This is a genomic window from Mumia sp. (genome assembly GCF_028803055.1).
Classification (GTDB): domain Bacteria; phylum Actinomycetota; class Actinomycetes; order Propionibacteriales; family Nocardioidaceae; genus Mumia.
The window spans coordinates 1-19,038 of sequence record NZ_JARBCJ010000047.1; the positions used below are offsets into that span (position 1 = coordinate 1).

The 19,038-nt window shown below is 72.2% G+C and carries 19 protein-coding genes; 8 read left to right on the forward strand and 11 right to left on the reverse strand.

What is annotated here, in order from left to right:
* The 3 genes from PV363_RS06675 to PV363_RS06685 form a co-directional block, all read right to left on the reverse strand.
* Window positions 1–910, reverse strand: a 910-nt coding sequence (locus PV363_RS06675) for a hypothetical protein (protein WP_301021961.1), incomplete at its 3' end; no start/stop codon positions are given.
* Window positions 907–3,312: a hypothetical protein gene (locus tag PV363_RS06680; protein ID WP_301021962.1), complete on the reverse strand. Its 2,406-nt coding sequence runs from the start codon at window positions 3,310–3,312 to the stop codon at window positions 907–909. The genes PV363_RS06675 and PV363_RS06680, both read right to left, overlap by 4 nt.
* A 129-nt stretch (window positions 3,313–3,441) precedes the next feature.
* Window positions 3,442–4,224: an IclR family transcriptional regulator C-terminal domain-containing protein gene (locus PV363_RS06685; RefSeq protein WP_301021963.1), complete on the reverse strand. Its 783-nt coding sequence runs from the start codon at window positions 4,222–4,224 to the stop codon at window positions 3,442–3,444.
* 166 nt (window positions 4,225–4,390) lie between these two features.
* On the opposite strand from PV363_RS06685, the gene PV363_RS06690 reads away from it, so the two are divergent.
* Genes PV363_RS06690 through PV363_RS06715 form a run of 6 tightly spaced genes read left to right on the forward strand, consistent with a single transcriptional unit; the run spans window position 4,391 to window position 10,882 of the window.
* On the forward strand, window positions 4,391–5,851 hold the full coding sequence (locus PV363_RS06690; RefSeq protein WP_301021964.1) for a benzaldehyde dehydrogenase: 1,461 nt from the start codon (window positions 4,391–4,393) through the stop codon (window positions 5,849–5,851).
* Between the two features lie 29 nt (window positions 5,852–5,880).
* Window positions 5,881–6,828 carry an ABC transporter substrate-binding protein gene (locus PV363_RS06695; protein WP_220342934.1) on the forward strand — a complete coding sequence of 316 codons (948 nt, stop codon included), beginning with the start codon at window positions 5,881–5,883 and terminating at the stop codon, window positions 6,826–6,828.
* Complete coding sequence (locus tag PV363_RS06700) at window positions 6,825–7,667, forward strand: ABC transporter permease (protein ID WP_220342933.1); 843 nt, start codon at window positions 6,825–6,827, stop codon at window positions 7,665–7,667. Before PV363_RS06695 ends, PV363_RS06700 begins: the two co-directional genes overlap by 4 nt.
* Complete coding sequence (locus PV363_RS06705; protein WP_220345757.1) at window positions 7,664–8,437, forward strand: ABC transporter permease; 774 nt, start codon at window positions 7,664–7,666, stop codon at window positions 8,435–8,437. The genes PV363_RS06700 and PV363_RS06705 overlap by 4 nt, the downstream gene beginning before the upstream one ends.
* Window positions 8,427–9,269 carry an ABC transporter ATP-binding protein gene (locus PV363_RS06710; RefSeq protein WP_301021965.1) on the forward strand — a complete coding sequence of 281 codons (843 nt, stop codon included), beginning with the start codon at window positions 8,427–8,429 and terminating at the stop codon, window positions 9,267–9,269. The genes PV363_RS06705 and PV363_RS06710 overlap by 11 nt, the downstream gene beginning before the upstream one ends.
* Complete coding sequence (locus PV363_RS06715) at window positions 9,266–10,882, forward strand: thiamine pyrophosphate-dependent enzyme (RefSeq protein WP_220342927.1); 1,617 nt, start codon at window positions 9,266–9,268, stop codon at window positions 10,880–10,882. Before PV363_RS06710 ends, PV363_RS06715 begins: the two co-directional genes overlap by 4 nt.
* Window positions 10,883–10,976: 94 nt before the next feature.
* Here the strand turns inward: PV363_RS06715 and PV363_RS06720 are convergent, their stop codons facing one another.
* The 8 genes from PV363_RS06720 to pcaH form a co-directional block, all read right to left on the reverse strand.
* On the reverse strand, window positions 10,977–11,672 hold the full coding sequence (locus PV363_RS06720) for a 3-oxoacid CoA-transferase subunit B (RefSeq protein WP_301021966.1): 696 nt from the start codon (window positions 11,670–11,672) through the stop codon (window positions 10,977–10,979).
* Entirely contained in the window at window positions 11,669–12,361 is a 693-nt protein-coding gene (locus PV363_RS06725; protein ID WP_220345755.1) for a 3-oxoacid CoA-transferase subunit A, read from the reverse strand. The genes PV363_RS06720 and PV363_RS06725 overlap by 4 nt, the downstream gene beginning before the upstream one ends.
* Window positions 12,361–13,548, reverse strand: a complete 1,188-nt coding sequence (locus PV363_RS06730; protein WP_220342920.1) for a thiolase family protein — start codon at window positions 13,546–13,548, stop codon at window positions 12,361–12,363. The genes PV363_RS06725 and PV363_RS06730 overlap by 1 nt, the downstream gene beginning before the upstream one ends.
* A gap of 67 nt (window positions 13,549–13,615) precedes the next feature.
* The gene (gene pcaC / locus PV363_RS06735) at window positions 13,616–14,821 is read right to left on the reverse strand and encodes a 4-carboxymuconolactone decarboxylase (protein WP_301021967.1); all 1,206 of its coding nucleotides are present in this window, start codon (window positions 14,819–14,821) and stop codon (window positions 13,616–13,618) included.
* Window positions 14,818–15,795 (reverse strand): lyase family protein, encoded by a 978-nt coding sequence (locus PV363_RS06740; protein WP_301021968.1) that lies wholly within the window; start codon window positions 15,793–15,795, stop codon window positions 14,818–14,820. The genes pcaC and PV363_RS06740 overlap by 4 nt, the downstream gene beginning before the upstream one ends.
* A gap of 14 nt (window positions 15,796–15,809) precedes the next feature.
* Entirely contained in the window at window positions 15,810–16,106 is a 297-nt protein-coding gene (locus PV363_RS06745) for a hypothetical protein (RefSeq protein ID WP_301021969.1), read from the reverse strand.
* Between the two features lie 5 nt (window positions 16,107–16,111).
* Window positions 16,112–16,669, reverse strand: coding sequence for a protocatechuate 3,4-dioxygenase subunit alpha (gene pcaG, locus PV363_RS06750; RefSeq protein ID WP_220342914.1), 558 nt, complete (start codon window positions 16,667–16,669; stop codon window positions 16,112–16,114).
* Entirely contained in the window at window positions 16,666–17,469 is an 804-nt protein-coding gene (gene pcaH / locus PV363_RS06755) for a protocatechuate 3,4-dioxygenase subunit beta (RefSeq protein WP_220366525.1), read from the reverse strand. Before pcaH ends, pcaG begins: the two co-directional genes overlap by 4 nt.
* Window positions 17,470–17,536: 67 nt before the next feature.
* Here pcaH and PV363_RS06760 point away from each other — a divergent pair, with 67 nt between their 5' ends.
* On the forward strand, window positions 17,537–18,358 hold the full coding sequence (locus tag PV363_RS06760; RefSeq protein ID WP_220342912.1) for an IclR family transcriptional regulator: 822 nt from the start codon (window positions 17,537–17,539) through the stop codon (window positions 18,356–18,358).
* On the forward strand, window positions 18,355–19,038 hold a 684-nt coding region (locus tag PV363_RS06765; protein ID WP_301021970.1), incomplete at its 3' end, for an FAD-dependent monooxygenase. The genes PV363_RS06760 and PV363_RS06765, both read left to right, overlap by 4 nt.

Sequence of the window (19,038 nt, forward strand, 5' to 3'; positions counted from 1 at the left end):
GCATGAACCCCTCGCCCGGAACCTCGACCTCGCTCTCCGGGGCGAGCTCGACCGCCGTCCGGGTGAAGGCGGAGAGCTCGTCGACCAGCGCCGCGCCCTCGGCGGCGGTGAGGCGCTCTGGTGTCGCGGGGTACCAGAGCTTCAGTGCCGTGTGACTGCGCTCCACGGAGGCAGGCCCGGTGCCGTGGAGGTTCTCCGCCGAGACCCACCCGGCTGCCGCCACCGTCCAACGGCCGCCAGTGGTGGTGACCACCGGGGCGATCCCCCCGGAGATCTGGCGCCAGAACGGACCCTGTGGCGCGACCGCTTCGTAGGTGCCGCTGAGCCGGTAGCGCCGGTCCGGAAGGCCACCGCCCGTCAGCACCCGTACGTCGCCGACCCTCCAGCGCGCCTCCTCGGCGGCCGCACGCGTGAGGATGAGGTCGGCCGTGGCCCGTTCACCGGCCGGCGGTCGAGGCAAGGTTCCCTCGACCATCGTCACGTGCCTCGGCAGATCGGGCGAGAGGGTCAAGTTCACGTAGCAGTCCGGCAGCATCGGGCCGCCAATCTTCTCCGCCGTCTTCCGCGTCGACGCCGTCAGGGTGAATGCCGCGGGCTCGGTGACCGACCGCAGGAGCGGCGGCAGCTCGGCGCGGGTCTTTTCCAAGCGATCGCGCAGACCACGCCAGTCGTCGGCGACCAGCTCCGGCGGTGGCGTGATCTGCTGCTCGTCGACCAGGTCGCGCGCGGCCGGCGAAATCTCCACGAGCGCGTGGCGCTGGGCGTCGGTCAGGAGGTTCGCGAGCGCCACCGGCGCCGCGGACGCGAAGAACGCGAGCACCACGACCACGGTCGCGGTCAGGGCGAGCACTCCGCGGAGAGCGACCACGTAGCGGAGGAGGAGCCGCGCGACACCCGATCGTCTGTTCACACGTCCTCCTTGCGCAGGAGGTCGTCGGCGTCACCGCGCGCCACGACCACGCCCGCGAGGGTGATGACGATCGCCGCGGAGGCGAGCAGCACGAGCGACGCTGCCAGGACGGGCCCGTCGAGCGCGACGACACGCCCGAGGTCCGGCGCCGTCTCCGGGACGAGGGCGCGGGAGAGGACGGGCACCAGGACGGCCACCAGGAGCACCGCGCCGGCCACGCCCGCGACCAGGCCCGCTGCCATCGCCACCGCGCTCTCACCGAGCCGTGCGCGGCCCCGCACGGCTCGGGTCGCCCCGAGCGCACCGAGGACGGCTGACTCGGCGCGACTCCCACGCACACTGCCGAGCACGACCGCCGCGAGCCCGATCGCCCCCAGGAGCGCGACCCCCACAGCAGCCCAGCGCCATGCCGTCTGCGCCGCTCCGGGCGACAGCTCGCCCTGGCCGGAGCGAGCCCGCACCACGGTCACCGGGCGGTCGGCCACCGACGGCACGGCCCGGGCGGTCGCCAGCGGATCGCCGCTCGACAGGAGCAGGGTGTTGACGGTGAGGAGGGCCTCGGGCTTCGACAACGACGTCTGGACCGCCGTCCTGCTGGCCACCATCCCCTCCCCGGTGGGAAGACCGGACAAGGACCGCGCGATCCGGCGTACGACCGCTGGGAACGTCGCGGCCACGTCCGGGACGAGCACCTCCAGGCGGTCACCGACCACGACGTCGAGATCCGACGCGAGCCCGCCGGTGATCGCGATCGGGACGGCGCCGGCCACGACGCCGTCACCATCCTCACCACCGTCGACCGCCAACAGCGTGGTCTTGAGATCGGCCACCCCCACTGGCGTCTCGACGGCGCCGCGGACGCGGTCGACGGCGGGCAGCCCGGCGTACGGACCAAGGTCGACCTGAGGACTCTGCCGGCCATCGACGACCCGCTCGGCTCCGACGGAGACCCGGACGTCGTCACCGGTCTGCATCTCACGAGTCCGATCCACGACGGCACCTGCCGACGCGGAGGCGACCGCGGACGCGGCCGCCGTACCGACGACCAGAGCCACGAGCGTCAAGGTCGCGGCAGTCGCGCGCGACCGACCTCCGGCCCTACGGAGCGCGAGCACGAGCGCCAGACCGTTGCTCGCGCGCGCAGCGACCCGTGCGGCGGCTCCGAGGAGCGGCCGGGTCAGCAGGACGGTGACGACGGCTGCGGCAACCAGTACCAGTGCCGGCGCGAGAACCGTCAGCCCGTCGACACGAACGGCGCCCGACGACGACTCGAGCACGACGTCCCCGAGCCAGGCGGCGCGCGCCGTCAGGAGGATGCCGGCACCGGCGAGGAGGATCGCGACGACCAGAGCCACCGGGGCGGTGCCCGAGCGCCCGACGACTGCCGGAGGCCAGGCGCGTGCGATGGCGAGTGCCGGCGGGACGACGACCGCGACCGCCAGGACGTACGGCGACGGTGGGCCGAGCGCCGCCGAGCACGCCACGAGCCCGAGCGCCGAGCCCAACGCCCCGATGATCGCGACGTCACCGCCGTGCCACGCGATCACCTGGCCCGGGGACGCGCCCCTGGCCACGACCAGCATGGCCTCCGTGCTCCGAGCCGCGCGCACCGCGCCGGCGACGTGCCACATCACGAGGGTCCCGACGACGCCGACGAGCACCAGCGCGACCCGTCTCACCGCGTTGACGGAGGACTCGGCGCGCGCGATCTCGCGGACCCGGTCGGCGAGGCTGCCGTCGAGGGCCGCCCCAGCATCGTCGGCCTCCTCCACGAAGGCACGCAGTGCTGACGTCAACCGGTCGAGGTCGCTGCCCCCGACCGACGACGGGACCGTGAGCGTCCACGTGGACGTACGGTAGTCAGGGAGCCGCACCAGCGTCGCCGCCGAGAGGACGACCGGCCCGACCGCCCCGGCGTCGGAGCCGGAGGCGACTCCCGGATCGCCGAACCACCGCGGATCCGTCGGGTCGTCGGCCGCCCAGGTCCCCACGACGAGGACGCTCACGGGCCCGAGGTCCAGCGTGTCACCGGGCGAGACGCGCAGTCGCTCGGCGGCGGCCGCCGTCAGCGTCGCCACGCTGTCCGACACCGCCCAGCGCCCGGAGGTCAACGACGCGAGGCCGGCCAGCTCGCGACGTTCTTCGACCAGGAACGACCGTGGGCCGACGACGATGTCGTCGGCGCGGGTGCTCGCTGTGACGACGAGCCCGGACGCCTCCGCGCGGCGGGCGAGGCGCTCGGCGGCACGGACCTCCTCGTCCATCCGCGTCGTGGCGGTGACCCGCAGGGCAGCGCTCCGAGGAGGGAGGTCTGCGAGGGCACGCGCGACGTCGTGGTCGAGCTGGTCTGCCGTGCTGGTCGCCAGTCCTGCCACGAGGGCGGCGAACACGGCGCTGGTCACGGCGAAGGCAACGAGAATCCCGGCATGGGCGCGAGAACGGCGCCACGTCAGGCCAGGATTCACCACGACTTCCCTCCGGTCGGGCGACAGCGTAGGGCACGGCGGGGTCTTCGATGTCGGCCTCGGCGATCACATCCCGGCCATCCGCAGGTCGTGCTCGATCTGCCGCGTCGCCTCCAGGAGCTCCGGCAGGAGCCTCTCCACGTCGTCCTCGGCGTCGCGCTGACCGGCGCTCACCGAGACGTTCGCCGCCGCGATGGTGCGTCCGCGGGGGTCGCGCACGGGCGCCGCCATGGAGCGGAGCCCGAGCTCGAGCTCCTGGTCGACCAGTGCCCAGCCCCGCTCGCGAACGACGTCGAGCTCGGCGCGCAGCTGTGCCGCCGAGGAAACGGTGCGCGGCGTGAGCCGTTCGAACGTCATCTCGGCGAGCACCCTGTCAAGGTCGCTGGGCTCGAGACCGGCGAGGAGCACCCGCCCCATCGAGGTCGCGTACGCCGGGAAACGGGTGCCGACGCTGATGGCGACGGCCATGATCCGGCGGGTAGGGACGCGGGCGACGTAGACGATGTCAGCCCCGTCCAGGACCGACACCGACGACGACTCGTGGACGCGGTCGGTGAACGCCTTGAGGTGAGGCGTGGCGATGTCGGGCAGCGTGCTGCTGGAGAGGTAGGCGTAGCCGAGATCGAGGACGCGCGGACGCAGCCAGAACTCGCGTCCGTCGGTGGCGGTGTATCCGAGCGAGACCAGCGTGTGCAAGAACCTGCGGGCCGTCGCGCGGGTCAGGCCGGTCTGTCGGGCCACCTCGGCGAGGGTCATGCGCGGGTGGTCGGCGTCGAAGGCCCGGATGACCGCGAGCCCTCGTTGCAAGGACTGGACCGACTCCACCGGTCGGCCGTCGTCAGTCGTCACGGTTGGCACCCTATTCCGTCGTCGAGACCCCCACACGCGCTGCGGCGGTCGGCGACCTCTTCCGTTGACCTGTGATGAGCGTCATAGTAGGTTCGTATGCTGGACAAGCGTTCGCTTAGCGAACGCGCCGGACAGCGACTGACCTTAGCACCGAGAGGACGAGGCTTTGCTGGACACATCGGTCTGGAGCGGACGGATCTCCCTCGGGGGAGACGGGGTGGAGGCATCGGGGGGCGCGACCTACCCGGTGGTCGAGCCCGCGACGGGCGAGAGTCTCGGTCAGGTCGGCAAGGCGAGCCCCGACGACGTACGCCGGGCTGCACAGCACGCCACCGAGGCGCAGCGCAGCTGGGCGGCGACCCCTCACTCCGAGCGTGCCGCCGTGCTCCGCAGGGCGGGCGACCTGTGGCACGCCCACGCCGAGGAGGTGATGGGCTGGAACGTCCGCGAGGTCGGCGCCGTCCCCGGCATGGCCGGGTTCTCCCTCGACGTGGCAGCAGCGGAGTGCTTCGAGGCGGCCGCGCTCCCGTCGTACGCCGCCGGCAAGGTACTCGCCACCGACCAGCCGCGTCTCTCGATCTCCCAGCGGGTCCCGGCGGGCGTCGTCGGCGTGATCTCCCCGTTCAACGTCCCCCTCATCCTCAGCATCCGGGCCGTCGCCCCGGCGCTCGCGCTCGGCAACGCCGTCATCCTCAAGCCCGACCCGCGCTCGGCGGTGACCGGCGGTGTGACGATCGTGCGGATCTTCGAGGAGGCTGGCCTCCCCGCCGGTGTCCTCCAGCTGCTGCCCGGCGGCGCCGAGGTGGGCGAGGCGCTCACCACCGACCCCGACGTCCGGGTCATCGCGTTCACCGGGTCGACACCCGCCGGCCGCAAGGTGGGCGAGGCCGCGGGGCGTCACCTCAAGCGCGCCCACCTCGAGCTCGGTGGCAACTCCGCCTTCCTGGTCCTCGAAGACGCCGACGTCGACCAGGCGGTGAACCTCGCCGCCTGGGGCGCCTTCTTCCACCAGGGCCAGATCTGCATGACGGTCGGGCGGCACCTCGTCCACGACAGCCTGTACGACGCGTACGTCGAGAAGCTCGCCGCGAAGGCCGACCAGCTGCCCGTCGGCAACCCGGCCACCGACGACGTGGCGCTCGGGCCGATCATCGACGAGGCGCAGCGCGACAAGATCCACGCCCTCGTCACAGGGAGCCAGCAGGCGGGAGCACGCCTGGTCGCCGGCGGGACGTACGACGGGCTGTTCTACCGCCCCACCGTGCTCGCCGACTCGCCGGTCGACGCGCCTGCGTACGCCGAGGAGGTCTTCGGGCCCGTCGCGTCGGTGGTCAGGTTCTCCGACCTCGACGAAGCGGTGAAGCTGGCCACGGCCGGCGACTACGGGCTCTCGCTCGGGATCGTCACCCGCGACGCCATGCGCGGTCTGGAGCTCGCGGCCCGCATCCCGTCGGGCATCGTCCACGTCAACGACCAGACGGTGAACGACGAGGCCAACGCACCGTTCGGCGGACTGGGGGTCTCCGGCACCGGCTCGAGGCACGGCGGCGCCGAGGCCAACATCGACGCGTTCACCGAGACCCGCTGGATCACGCTCCGCAGCGAACCCCCGACGTTCCCCTTCTGACCTTCAGCCCCACCCCCGAGAGGAATCACATGCGCCCCACGACCAAGGCCGCCGCGGTCTTAGCGTCGCTCGTCCTGCTGACCGCCTGCGGAGGCGACGACGACGCCGGTGCCGACGGCCCGGACGAGGTCACGGTCGGGGTCATCCCGATCGTCGACACCGCGCCGATCTGGCTCGGCAAGGAGAAGGGCTTCTTCGAGGACGAGGGCATCGACCTCGAGATCGAGACCACGACCGGCGGCGCCGCGGCCGTGCCCGGGGTCGTCAGCGGTGACTTCGACTTCGCCTTCGGCAACGTGGTGTCGCTGATGGTGGGAGCCGACCAGGGACTCCCGCTGACCTTCGTCACCAACGGCACGTCGTCGGCCGGAGTGGAGCCCGACTTCGGCGCGGTGCTGGTGCCCGGCGACTCGCCGGTCAAGACGCCGAAGGACCTCGCGGGCAAGACCGTCTCGGTCAACAACCTCAAGAACATCGGCGACACCACCATCCGTGCCGCGATCGAGACCGACGGCGGCGACCCCGAGGACGTCAAGTTCGTCGAAGTGCCCTTCCCCGAAGCCCCTGCAGCGCTCGCCAACGATCAGGTCGACGCGATCTGGGTGCTCGAGCCGTTCATGTCCGCCGCGCTGGCCGACGGGGCGCGGGCGGTCACCTACAACTACCTCGACATGTCGCCCGAGCTCGACATCGCCGGCTACTTCACCACCACCGAGTACGCCGGAAAGAACAAGGACCTGGTCGAGCGCTTCAGCCGCGCCATGAACAAGTCGCTGGACTACGCCGGCGACAACGACCAGGAGGTGCGCGACATCGTCGGCACCTACACCGAGATCGACGAGCCGACTCGCGCCAAGATGGTCCTGCCTGTCTTCCGCTCGGAGTTCGACGAGGCGTCGATGGAGAAGCTCGGCACCGCCGCCGTGAAGTACGGGACTCTCAAGAACGAGCCTGACCTGGACGCCCTGCTTCCATGACGTCGGTCACCGCGTCCCCGTCCGCCGACACGTCCGCGCCCCCGCGTCGCGCCGGCGGACGGGGCGCCCCACTCTCCTCGGCAGCGCTCGGGCTGCTCGGCATTGTCGGGTTCCTCGTGACCTGGGAGCTCGTGGTGCGCTCCGGGCTGGTCGAGGAGCGCTTCCTCCCGACCGCGTCGACCGTCCTCGGCGAGCTGCGCAGCCTCGCGGGCACCAGCGACTTCTGGGCGTCGGTCCGAGAGACCGTGACGACCTGGGCGATCGGTCTGGCCATCTCGGCGGCCGCCGGCGTGGCGCTCGGCCTGGTCATCGGCCAGAGCCGGTTCCTACGCCGCGCCACGAACTCGACGATCGAGTTCCTGCGTCCCATCCCGTCGGTGGCGCTGATCCCGCTCGCCTCTCTTCTGTACGGCACCTCGATGCAGTCCACCCTGCTGCTGGTCCTCTACGCGTCCTTCTGGCAGGTGCTCATCCAGGTCCTCTACGGCGTCGGCGACGTGGATCCCGTGGCCTCGGACACCGCACGCAGCTACGGCCTCGGATGGGCCGCACGCGTCCGCTACCTCGTCTGGCCGTCGGCTCTGCCGTACGTGATGACGGGCCTGCGTCTCGGTGCGGCCGTCGCCCTCATCCTCACGATCACCGGTGAGCTCATCATCGGAGGAGGTGGGCTCGGCACCGCGATCGCGCTCGCGAACTCCGGCGGCGCCACGGCCCAGATGTACGCCCTCATCCTCATGACCGGGTTCATCGGTGTCGCCATCAACCTCGTCGCACGCCTCGTCGAGCGGCGCGCCCTTCGCTGGCACGTCTCGGTCCGACGGGAGGAGGTCGCATGAGGATCCTCACCCGCGTCGCCTACGTGCTCGGGCTCCCGGTCGTGCTCGTCCTGCTGTGGTGGGTGCTGACCATCGACTCAACCAACTTCTTCGTCCCCAAGCCGGGCGAGCTGGCCGCCACGTTCGTCGACACCTGGATCGGCCCTCGGTTCCGCGAGGACGTCCTCCCGAGCGTCGCCCGCTTCACCGTCGGGACGCTGCTCGCGATCGTCCTCGGCGTCGCCGCGGGCCTGCTGATCGGCTCGGTGCGGTGGTTGCGGTCGCTGCTCGAGCCGATGCTCGAGTTCTTCCGCGCCCTCCCGCCGCCGGTCCTCGTTCCGGTCCTGATGCTGCTCATCGGCGTCGACAACCGTATGAAGGTGCTGGTCATCGTCTTCGGCGCGATCTGGCCCGTCCTGCTCAACACCGTCGAAGGCGTACGCGCCGTCGACCCGGTCCTCGTCGACACCGCCCGGACGTACGGGCTCACCCGGCTCACGCGCCTGCGGACGCTCGTGCTCCCCAGCGCTGCGCCGCAGATCGCGGCCGGGGTGCGGCAGGCGCTCTCCATCGGCCTGATCCTCATGGTGATCTCCGAGATGTTCGCCTCGTCGTCAGGGCTCGGCTTCACGATCGTGGTGTTCCAGCGGTCGTTCGCGGTCGTCGAGATGTGGAGCGGCATCGTTCTGCTCGGCCTGATCGGCGTGGCGGTCTCGATCGTCTTCCAGGCGTGCGAGCGCCGGGTCCTCCATTGGTACTACGGCCAGAAAGAGGTGCAGCATGGAAGGTGACAGCGTCACGGTCCAGAACGCGTCGCGCGACGGTGTCGACGCCCCCGTCGTGCTGTCGGTCCAGGGTCTCCAGAAGATCTACACGGTCGACTCCGGCGACGTGGAGGCGGTGCGCGACCTGACCTTCGAGCTGCGACAGGGCGAGCTGGTCTGCCTGGTCGGACCGTCCGGATGCGGCAAGACGACGCTCCTGCGCTGCATCGCGGGGCTGCTGGAGCCGACCGCGGGCACGGTGCTCCTCGACGGCGCGGTCGTCACCGCCCCTCCGAAGAAGATGGCGGTCGTGTTCCAGGAGTACGGGCGCAGCCTGTTCGCCTGGATGACGGTCCGCCAGAACGTCGAGCTGCCGCTGAAGAACGCGGGCATGCCCAAGGCCGAGCGGCGGAAGGTCGTCTCGACGGCCCTGCACGCGGTCGGCCTGGAGCACGCCGAGACGTCCTACCCGTGGCAGCTCTCGGGCGGGATGCAGCAGCGGGTGGCGATCGCGCGGGCGGTCGCGTACGAGCCTGAGGTCCTGCTGATGGACGAGCCGTTCGCCGCGGTCGACGCCCAGACCCGCGCGGACCTGGAGGACCTGATCCGTCGCGTCTGGAAGGACCTCGGCATCACCGTCCTCTTCGTCACCCACGACATCGACGAGTCGGTCTATCTCGGCGAGCGGGTGCTGATCCTCTCCAACTCGCCGACCGTGGTGCAGGAGGACCTGACCATCGACCTCCCGGCCGAGCGTGACCAGCTCGCCACCCGGTCTATGCCGAGGTTCACCGAGCTCCGCACGCACGTCTATGCCGAGATCCAGAAGGCGAAACGGGGCTCGGGAGCGGACGCATGACGGCGGACGTCCGCACCGCCACGTTCGACGTCCTGCGGCGTCACGCCATGACGACCATCTTCTCCAACCCGGGGTCGACGGAGGTCCCGTTCCTCGTCGACCTGCCCGACGACCTCCGGTTCGTGCTCGCACTCCACGAGGGGTCGGTCGTCGGGATCGCGTCGGGGTGGGCGATCGCCACGCGCGAACCCGCCCTCGTGCTGCTGCACACCACGGCCGGGCTGGGCAACAGCGTCGGGGCGATCGCCACCGCAAGGGTGAACCACGCGCCCCTCGTGGTCGTCGTCGGACAGCAGGACCGGCGCCACCTGGCACTCGAACCGTTCCTGGCCGGGAGGCTGGACAGCCTCGCCGGCGACTACCCGCTCGACATGCTGAATCCGGTGCGTCCGCAGGACGTCCCGTCGGCGATCGACCGTGCGGCACACCGTGCACGCCGTGACCAGGGACCGGTCGTGGTGGTTGTGCCGATGGACGACTGGAGCACCCCGTACGACCCTCAGGACCTGTCCGCTGCGCGGGTGGTCCGTACGCCCGCGCCGGAGGGCGTCGACGTCGGCGACCTGGCGCGGCTGGTCGGCCGTGCCGAGCGACCGGCGGTGGTCGCCGGGTCCGGCAACGACAGCCGGACCGGCTGGGACGCGTTGACGGCGCTCGCGGAGCGGCTCGAGGCACCGGTCTGGCAGGAGCCGTTCGGGGCACGGGCCGGGTTCCCGCAGGACCACCGTCTCTTCGCCGGTCACCTTCCCGCCGACCGGCCCCGGGTCCGCGCGGCCCTCGGCAACGCCGACGTGGTGCTGATCGTGGGCTGCGCTGCGCTCCGCCAGTACCCGTGGGCGGAGGGCCCGCTCGTCCCTCCGGGCGCCACGGTCGTGGTCGTGACAGCCGATCCCGAAGAGGCATACCGGTCACCGGTCGAGCTCGCCGTGGTCGCCGACCCCACCGTGGTCGTCCGCGCGCTCCTCGAGGCACTCGGCCCTCGTCCTGCCGAGCTCTCCGAGCGGTCGTGTCGTCCTGACCCGCCGAAGCCCGAGCGGCCGACGGGCCTGGTCGAGAGCGGACGGCTCCGGTCCGCGGACGTCTTCGAGGTCCTCGCCGACGTTCTCCCGCGCGACACGGTCCTCCTCGAGGAGTCACCGTCGTCGCGTCCGTTGCTGCAGGCGATGGTCCCCGCTCGGGAGCCGCTCGGGTTCGTGTCGGCGGCGATGGGTGGGCTCGGGTTCGCCATGCCGGCCGCCATCGGCGTCAAGATGGCGGTCCCGCAGCGGCCGGTCGTGGCGGTGGTAGGTGACGGGTCAGCGATGTACGCGGTGCAGTCGCTGTGGACGGCTTCGCACCTCGACGTCGGCGTGCTGTGGATCGTGATGGCCAACGGCGGCTACGCGGTGATGGACCGGCTCGCCGAGCGCGCTTCCGGCAAGCCGCCGTGGCCGTCGTTCCTCGAGGTGTCGGTCGGTCGGATCGCCGAGGCACTGGGCTGCGACGTCGTCCATGTCGACGACATCGAGACGCTCACGCACATCCTGACCGATGCCGCCTCGCGCCTCACCGAGCCCGGACGGCCCCTTCTCGTGGAGGTCGCCGTCGCCCCCGACACGAGCTTCGCGCCCTAGCCGCGCGACACCGACCGAGCGTGCCCGCTTCGCGCCCGTCCCCCGGGGAGGCGAGCGGGCACGCTCGCCCCGTGCGTTCCCAGAGGCCCCGGTGTCAGTCCTCCAGCCGGCGGAGCGCCACCGGCAGCCTGTCGCGGAGACCGTCGACGGAGATCCCGTAGGTCGCCCGCACGGTGACGCCGTCGGGTCCCACGTCGACGATGCCGTACTCGGTGTAGACGCGGCTGACGCACGCGAGGCCGGTGACCGGATAGGTCAAGGACTCGACGAGCTTGCTCGACCCGTCCTTGGCGAAGAGCGTCATCATCACGAACACCCGCTTGGCTCCGACGGCCAGGTCCATCGCGCCGCCCACCGCGGGGATCGCGTCCTCCACGCCGGTGTGCCAGTTGGCGAGGTCGCCGCGCTGCGACACCTGGAACGCCCCGAGGACGCACACGTCGAGGTGCCCGCCCCGCATCATCGCGAACGAGTCGGCGTGGTGGAAGTAGGAGGCGCCGGGAAGCTCTGTCACCGGCACCTTGCCCGCGTTGACGAGGTCGGGATCGACGTCCTCGTCCTGCGCCACCGGGCCCATCCCGAGCATCCCGTTCTCCGTGTGGAGGACGATGCCGGAGTCGGGCGTGAGGTGGTCGGCGACATGGGTGGGCCGACCGATGCCGAGGTTGACGTACGACCCGGGAGGGATGTCACCGGCCACCACCCGCGCCAGCTCGTCGCGCGACAGAGGTGCCCGGTCGGGGTGCTCGACGGTCACGTCGGCGCGCTCGCCGACGTCGGGCGCTCTCATGCCACGGCGCCTTCGCGTGCGGCGATCCGCTGCTCGGCGCCGACCGCGACCACCCGGTCGACGAAGATTCCCGGCGTCACCACCGCCTCGGGGTCGATCTCACCGGCCTCGACCACCTCGTCCACCTCGGCCACGGTCGTGGTCGCGGCGGTCGCCATCACCGGGCCGAAGTTGCGGGCCGTCTTGTGGAACACGAGGTTGCCCGCCGTGTCGGCCCGCCGTGCGGAGATGAGGGCGACGTCCCCGCCCAACGGGTACTCGAGGACGTAGTCGCGTCCGCCGATCGAGCGCGTCTCCTTGCCCTCGGCCAGCACCGTGCCGTACGCCGTGGGCGTGAAGAACGCGCCGATCCCGGCGCCCGCGGCACGCATCCGCTCGGCGAGGTTGCCCTGCGGGACGACCTCGAGCTCGATCCTGCCGGTGCGGTAGAGAGCGTCGAAGACGTGCGAGTCGGGCTGGCGCGGGTAGGAGCAGATCATCTTGCGGACCCGCCCGGTGGCGAGCAGCGCCGCAAGTCCCGTCTCGCCGTTGCCGGCGTTGTTGCTCACCACCGTGAGGTCACCCGCGCCCTGGCGGACCAGGGCGTCGATCAGCGAGAACGGCATCCCCGCCGTGCCGAAGCCTCCGACCAGGACCGTCGCGCCGTCCTGGACGTCGGCGACCGCGGCGTCCGCGTCCAGCACCTCCATCAGGAGGCTGCCTGCTCGTTCTCGAGGACGACGGCGAGGCCCTGCCCGACGCCGATGCAGATCGCGGCCACGCCCCAGCGGCGTCCGTTCTCGCGCAGGACGGCGGCGAGCGTGCCGAGGATCCGGCCGCCGGAGGCGCCGAGCGGGTGGCCCAGCGCGACGGCGCCGCCCCACTGGTTGACGAGGTCGGGATCGAGCCCCCACGCGTCGACGCAGGCGAGGCTCTGGACCGCGAAGGCCTCGTTGAGCTCGACGGCGCCGACCTGGTCCCACCCGATGCCGGCGCGGGCGAGAGCCCGGTTGGCCGCCTCCACAGGGGCGTACCCGAAGGCCTGCGGCTCCAGCGCCATCGCCCCGCGGCCCGCGATCCGGGCGAGCGGCTCACGGCCGGTCAGCTCCGCACCCCGCTCGGAGCCGAGGAGGACCGCCGAGGCGCCGTCGCTGAGCGGTGAGGCGTTGCCGGCCGTGATCGTGCCGTCGGGGCGGAAGGACGGCTTGAGCCGCGCCAGCGCCTCGACCGACGAGTCGGGACGTACGCCCTCGTCGCGGGCCAGGTCGGCACCGTCGACGCCGACCACCAGGTCGTCGTAGCGGCCCGCCTCCCACGCGGCGTGCGCGCGCTGGTGCGAGGCTGCTGCGAAGGCGTCCTGACGCTCGCGGGAGATGCCGAACCGCTCCTGCAGCTGCTCGTTGGACTCGCCGAGCGAGACGGTCCACTCCTGGGGCATGCGCGGGTTCACCAGCCGCCAGCCGAGGGTGGTCGAGACCATCTCGGCACTGCCGGCAGGGAATCCGCGGGTCGGCTTGGGCACCACCCAGGGCGCTCTGCTCATCGACTCCACGCCGCCGGTGAGGATCACGTCGGCGTCGCCGCACTCGATCGCGCGCGATGCCGAGATGGCGGCGTCCAGGCTGGAGCCGCACAACCGGTTGACCGTGACACCTGGGACGCTGACCGGCAGGCCGGCGAGCAGGGCCGCCATCCGGCCGACGTTGCGGTTGTCCTCGCCGGCGCCGTTGGCGTTGCCCCACACGACGTCCTCGATGCGCTCGGGGTCGAGGGCGGGCGACCGCTTCAGCGTCGCCGCCACGACCGTGGCCGCGAGGTCGTCGGGGCGTACGCCGGACAACCCGCCGCCGTAGCGGCCGAACGGCGTCCGGACGGCATCCAGCACGTACGCAGGCATCGCACTCCTCAGCAGGACAGGCGTGTTGTTCGCTTTGCGAACGGAGGTACGTCAGGTGAACAGTTTATCACGCCTCGTCGTCATCGATCTCCGCGAAGACCTGCTGCATCACGCCGAGCGCGGCGTTCGTGACCGGGACACCGGAATAGACCCCGGTGTGCAGCAGGACCTCGGCGATCTCCTCCCGCGACAACCCGTTGCGCAGGCCCGCACGCACGTGCATCGCCAGCTCCTCGCGATGCCCCAGCGTCGCCAGCAGTGCGAGCGTGATCATCGAGCGGCTGCGGCGGTCGATGACGTCGCGACCCCACACCTCGCCCCACGCGTAGCGGGTGATGAGCTCTTGGAAGGGACGCGTGAGCGCGTCGGTCTTCGCGGTCGCGCGGTCGACGTGCGCGTCGCCCAGCACCGCCCGCCGTACCTCCATGCCGCGGGTCGCCGCCTCGTCCCCGATGTGTGCAGGTGATCCAGGAAATGACCCGGTGATTCGGTGGCCAAGTGCACGAATCGCGGACGAGACCTCCGCTGGCGCCTCCGCGGGGGCCAGGTGGGCCACGCCCTCAAGAACGATCAGCTCGCCGTCGCGCACCCCGTCGGCGATCTCCCTGAGCTTGTCGGGGGGCGTCGCGACGTCGTGCTCGCCCGCGAGCGCGACCACCGGAGAATCGATCTGGTCGAGCCGGTCGCGCACGTCGAACGCCGCGAGCGCCTCGCAGACCTGCGCGTAGCCCTCGGCGTCGGTCGCCTGCAGCACGTGCAGCAGCGCGGAGCCGACACCTGGCTCGCGCTCGAGGAAGCCGGGCGCGAACCACCGGTCCGCCGACGTGGTCACCATCACCGGCGTCCCGGAGGCGCGTACGGTCGCAGCGCGGTCGTGCCACATCTGGGCGTCACCGATCTGCGCACCCGTGCAGATCAGCACCGCGCCGGTCACCGCCTCCGGCGCGTCGAGCAGGAGCTGCAGCCCGACCGCACCGCCCACGGAGTCGCCGGCGTAGAGGAACCGCACCGCCTCGTCACCCCGGGCCTCGGCCGCGCCGGCGGCGAATCCGAGCACTCCCTCGGCCAGCTCGGCGATCGTGAACGGCGACCGCACCGGCCCGTCGACGTGACCGGGGAGGTTCCACCCGACCACGTGGAAGTCGCTCCCGAGCTCCTTGGCCGCCGCCGACCACAACGCCGAGGCGGAGGTGCCGAGCGACGGGCCGACGACGAGGAGGGGGAGCGCGCCGTGACCGGCCAGCTCCTCTCCGGTGATCCGAGGAACCGTCATGCGGAGGCCTCCAGGAACGTACGGGTGCGGACGAGGGTGGCGTCGACGAACAGCTCGGTGGCACCGAGGTAGGAGGATGCACGCGTCCCCACGGGCTCTGTCCCGATGACATCCGGGCCTGATCCCGCGCCGGCGCCGGTCGACCGCCGGACGCCGTCACGCTCGGTGAAGATCCCCTCGCCGGCGGCCTCGAGGGTGGCGCGCATCCGGGCCGCGTCGACCCGCAGCCCGGCAAGGAGCTCGCTGGCCTGCTCCGACGCGACCACGGCGCGGCGCGCGAGCGTACGGAGCGTCTCCCACTCGGCGTGCCAGGAACCGTCCGGTCGCTGGTCGCCGGCGAGCGCCGCCGCGGTGTGCAGCGTCGAGGCGAGCGGGGGCGCGGCGAGCGCCGCACGGCGCAGCAGGACCGAGAGCACCGGATTCTGCTTGTGGGGCATCGTCGAGGAGCCGCCGCGGCCGTCCTTCGTCGGCTCGGCGAGCTCGGCGATCTCCGGGCGGGCGAGCGTCAGCACGTCGGTCGCGACGTGTCCCCACGCGTCGGTCGCCGTGACGAGGGCATCGCCGGCACGAACGACAGGGGTACGGCGGACGTGCCAAGGCGTCGTCCACGCCAGCCCGAGCGTCGTCGCGGCGGAGCGCGCGAGCGACACGGCCACGGCGGCCGGGTCCGGACGCCCGCGCAGCCGGGCGAGCTCGGTGGTGGCCGCCAGCGTGCCCACCGCCCCGCCGAGCTGCGCCGGTAGGCCGCCCCGCACCCGGTCGATGTCGTGCGCGGCGTCGAGCAACCCCTCGAGCCACCCCGCCGCGACCAGCCCGAACGTCGTCGGGACGGCGTGCTGGGTCAGCGTCCGGCCGACCATCACCGTCCTCCGGTGCGCCTCGACGTGCCCGACGAGTGCGATCGCCTGCTCTCGGAGCTGCGCGGCGATGTGGTCCAGGGCATCGCGGAGCACCAGGACGACCGCCGTGTGCACGACGTCCTGGCTGGTCAGACCCTGGTGGATCCAGGTGGCGTCCGACTCCGCGGCGCCGGGGGCGCCGCGCGCCGGCGCAGCAGCGCGACCAGACCGATGACGGGGGTGCCGCCGTCCTCGGCACCCGCCGCGAGCTCCGGCAGGTCGTCGGGGCCCACCAGCCCGACGAGGTCCAGGGCCTTCGGAGCGAGGCCGGCGTCGACGAGCGCGTCGAGCCACGCCTGCTCTATCTGCACCGTCGCCGCGAGGACGTGGGCGTCGCCGAGCAGGTCCCCGGCCCGCTCGTCACCGGGCCAGAGCAGATCCGTCATGGGTCTCAGTGTCCCGGAAACTGGAGGAACACGGTCTCATCGTCACCCTGGAGCCGGATGTCGAAGCGAAGCCCTTGCTCGTCCTCGACCGCCAGCAGCGTGGCGCGCCGGTCGTCCTCGACCGACGCCAGCAGCCGGTCGGCGGCGAGGACGGAGGTGTCACCGGGGACGTAGGCCCGCGTGAAGAGCCGGTTCGTGAGTCCGCGCGCGAGGACGGTCACCGCGAAGAAGGCTGCGGCGCCCTCCTCGGTAGGCCCGGGCACGAGGGTCCAGAAGCTGTAGGTCCCGTCGCGCCGCGTGGGTGCCCGACCGAACCCGGTGAACGTGGCCCCGTCCCGGCACAACGAGCCCGCCCTCGCCACCACGGCACCGTCCGGCGCGGCCTGCCAGATCTCGACCAGCGCGTCCGAGATCGGCGCGCCCGCACCGTCGTACACGGTCCCGTGCAGCTGCACCGCCCCCGGCGTGCCCGGCGAGACGAGCTCGCGGTCACCGGCGTACGGGAGGGCGAAGTGGAAGAACGGCCCGACGGTCTGTCCGGGGGTGGGCGTCAGGGTGCTCATGCGTCACCTCGATCGCTCGCGTCGTCCTCGGGCTCCATGTAGGTGCGGCTGCTGCCGGTGAGCACGATGTCCCAGCGGTAGCCGAGCGCCCACTCGTGACTCGTCAGGCCGTGGTCGTACGTGGCGACGAGCCGCTCGCGCGCTTTGGCGTCGGTGACGCTCTGGTAGATCGGGTCGAGCGCGAACAGCGGGTCGCCCGGGAAGTACATCTGCGTCACCATCCGCTGGGTGAAGTCGGTGCCGAAGAGCGAGAAGTGGATGTGCGCCGGCCGCCACGCGTTGTGGTGGTTGCGCCACGGGTACGGGCCCGGCTTGATCGTCTGGAAGCGGTAGACGCCGTCGCTGTCGGTCAGGCACCGCCCGACACCGGTGAAGTTGGGGTCCAGGGGCGCCGGGTGCTGGTCGCGCTTGTGGATGTAGCGACCGCCGGCGTTCGCCTGCCAGATCTCCACGAGCTGGTGCCGGACCGGCCGTCCTTCGCCGTCGACCACACGACCGGTGACGACCGTACGCTCGCCGATCGGCTCGCCGGTGCTCTGGATCGTCAGGTCGGCCTCGAGCGGGTCGACGTCGCGGGTGCCGAAGCAGGGCGCCCACCGCTCGATCGTCTCGGGGTCGGCGTGGTGCAGGTCCTTGGTGGGGTGGCGCAGCGCGGTGCTGCGGTAGGGCGGGTAGTCGCGGCGAGGCTGCGTCTCCTCGACCCCGGAGCGCTGGTAGGCGGCCTCGATCTCCTCGATCTCGGCCGTGATGTCGGCCTGCGTGGTGGACGTGCTGTCGTCGGAGGGCACGGCTGAGGTCATCCCCGCACGCTAGGTGACCGCGGTCACACGATGAAGACTACGATTCCGTCCAGCGGAAGGAGCGGGCATGGCCGGCAACACCTCGGCACCCGGCGTGACGGTGGCTGCGCGAGTCATGGCGCTGCTCGCCGCGTTCGACGCCGGCCACCGCCGCCTGACGCTGAGCGAGCTGGCGCGGCGCTCCGGCCTGCCCCTGGCGACCGCGCACCGCCTGGTGGGCGAGCTGGTCTCCGCCGGGGCGCTGTCGCGGCGTCCGGACGGCCGGTACGTCGTGGGCCGGCTGATCTGGGACATCGGGCTGCTCGCGCCGGTGGAGGCCGGACTGCGCCAGGTGGCCGAGCCGTTCCTCCACGACATCTACGCCGCCACGCTGGCGACGGTCCACCTCGCGGTGCGCGACGGCGACGAGGCGCTCTACCTCGAGCGGATGCGCGGGCGTACGTCCGTCCCGGTCGTGAGCAGCATCGGCTCGACGCTGCCCCTGCACGCGACCGGGGTGGGCAAGGTCCTGCTGGCGCACGCTCCGGACGACGTCCGCCGCCGGGTCCTCGGCTCGCTCACCCGCGTGACGCCCTACACCGTCACCCAGCCGGGCATCCTCGAGGACGAGCTCGTGCGGGTTCGGCGCGACGGCTACGCGACGACGTACGAGGAGATGTCGCTGGGCGCCTGCTCGGTCGCGGTCCCCGTCCGTCGCAGCGGGTCGGTCGTCGCCGCGATCGGCGTGGTGGTGCCGCACCTCAAGCGCGACCGGTCGCGACTGGTGGCCGCGCTGCAGGTCGCCGCCCAGGGGATCGAGCGGCAGCTCGGGGCCGACCCCGCAGGCATTCCGCCCAGCAGAAGCGGCACATCGACCGACGACCCGCGGCACGCTCCAATGTCCCCATGAGCCCCGTCACCTCGCGGACCCAGGTCGCCATCGTCGGCGCTGGGCCCGCCGGTCTCCTCCTCGCCCACCTGCTCGCGGCGGAGGGTGTCGAGTCGGTCGTGCTGGAGACCCGCAGTCAGGAGTACGTGGCGGCACGGATCCGTGCGGGGATCCTCGAGCAGAGCAGCGTCGACCTCCTGAGCGAGGCCGGTCTGGGCGCGCGGCTCGCGCACGAGGGTGACCGGCACCGCGGGATCTATCTCCAGTTTCCCCACGAGCGCCACCACCTCGACTTCGTGGACCTGGTGGGCCGCAGCGTCTACGTCTACGGGCAGACGGAGGTGCAGAAGGACCTCGTCGACGCCCGTGCCGCCGGTGGTCAGGAGTGGGTGTACGAGATCACCGACACCGCGCTGCACGAGGTCGACAGCGACCGGCCGTCGGTCACCTACCGCGCCGCCGACGGCACGGAGCACCGCCTCGAGGCTGACGCGATCGCCGGCTGCGACGGGTCGTTCGGGCCGAGCCGATCCGCGATCCCCGGCGGCACGACGTGGGAGCGCACCTATCCGTACGCGTGGTTCGGCATCCTCGCCGACGTCGCTCCGTCGACCGACGAGCTCGTCTACGCCTGGCACCCCCACGGTTTTGCGCTGCACTCGATGCGGTCGGACACGGTGAGCCGGCTCTACCTGCAGGTC

Bases quoted from the DNA above. Each gene is read 5' to 3' on its own strand.
- PV363_RS06695 (WP_220342934.1), top strand. From the start codon at position 5,881: ATGCGCCCCACGACCAAGGCCGCCGCGGTCTTAGCGTCGCTCGTCCTG.
- PV363_RS06700 (WP_220342933.1), top strand. From the start codon at position 6,825: ATGACGTCGGTCACCGCGTCCCCGTCCGCCGACACGTCCGCGCCCCCG.
- PV363_RS06705 (WP_220345757.1), top strand. From the start codon at position 7,664: ATGAGGATCCTCACCCGCGTCGCCTACGTGCTCGGGCTCCCGGTCGTG.
- PV363_RS06710 (WP_301021965.1), top strand. From the start codon at position 8,427: ATGGAAGGTGACAGCGTCACGGTCCAGAACGCGTCGCGCGACGGTGTC.
- PV363_RS06715 (WP_220342927.1), top strand. From the start codon at position 9,266: ATGACGGCGGACGTCCGCACCGCCACGTTCGACGTCCTGCGGCGTCAC.
- PV363_RS06720 (WP_301021966.1), bottom strand. From the start codon at position 11,672: ATGAGAGCGCCCGACGTCGGCGAGCGCGCCGACGTGACCGTCGAGCAC.
- PV363_RS06725 (WP_220345755.1), bottom strand. From the start codon at position 12,361: ATGGAGGTGCTGGACGCGGACGCCGCGGTCGCCGACGTCCAGGACGGC.
- PV363_RS06730 (WP_220342920.1), bottom strand. From the start codon at position 13,548: ATGCCTGCGTACGTGCTGGATGCCGTCCGGACGCCGTTCGGCCGCTAC.
- pcaC (WP_301021967.1), bottom strand. From the start codon at position 14,821: ATGACGGTTCCTCGGATCACCGGAGAGGAGCTGGCCGGTCACGGCGCG.
- PV363_RS06745 (WP_301021969.1), bottom strand. From the start codon at position 16,106: ATGACGGATCTGCTCTGGCCCGGTGACGAGCGGGCCGGGGACCTGCTC.
- pcaG (WP_220342914.1), bottom strand. From the start codon at position 16,669: ATGAGCACCCTGACGCCCACCCCCGGACAGACCGTCGGGCCGTTCTTC.
- pcaH (WP_220366525.1), bottom strand. From the start codon at position 17,469: ATGACCTCAGCCGTGCCCTCCGACGACAGCACGTCCACCACGCAGGCC.
- PV363_RS06760 (WP_220342912.1), top strand. From the start codon at position 17,537: ATGGCCGGCAACACCTCGGCACCCGGCGTGACGGTGGCTGCGCGAGTC.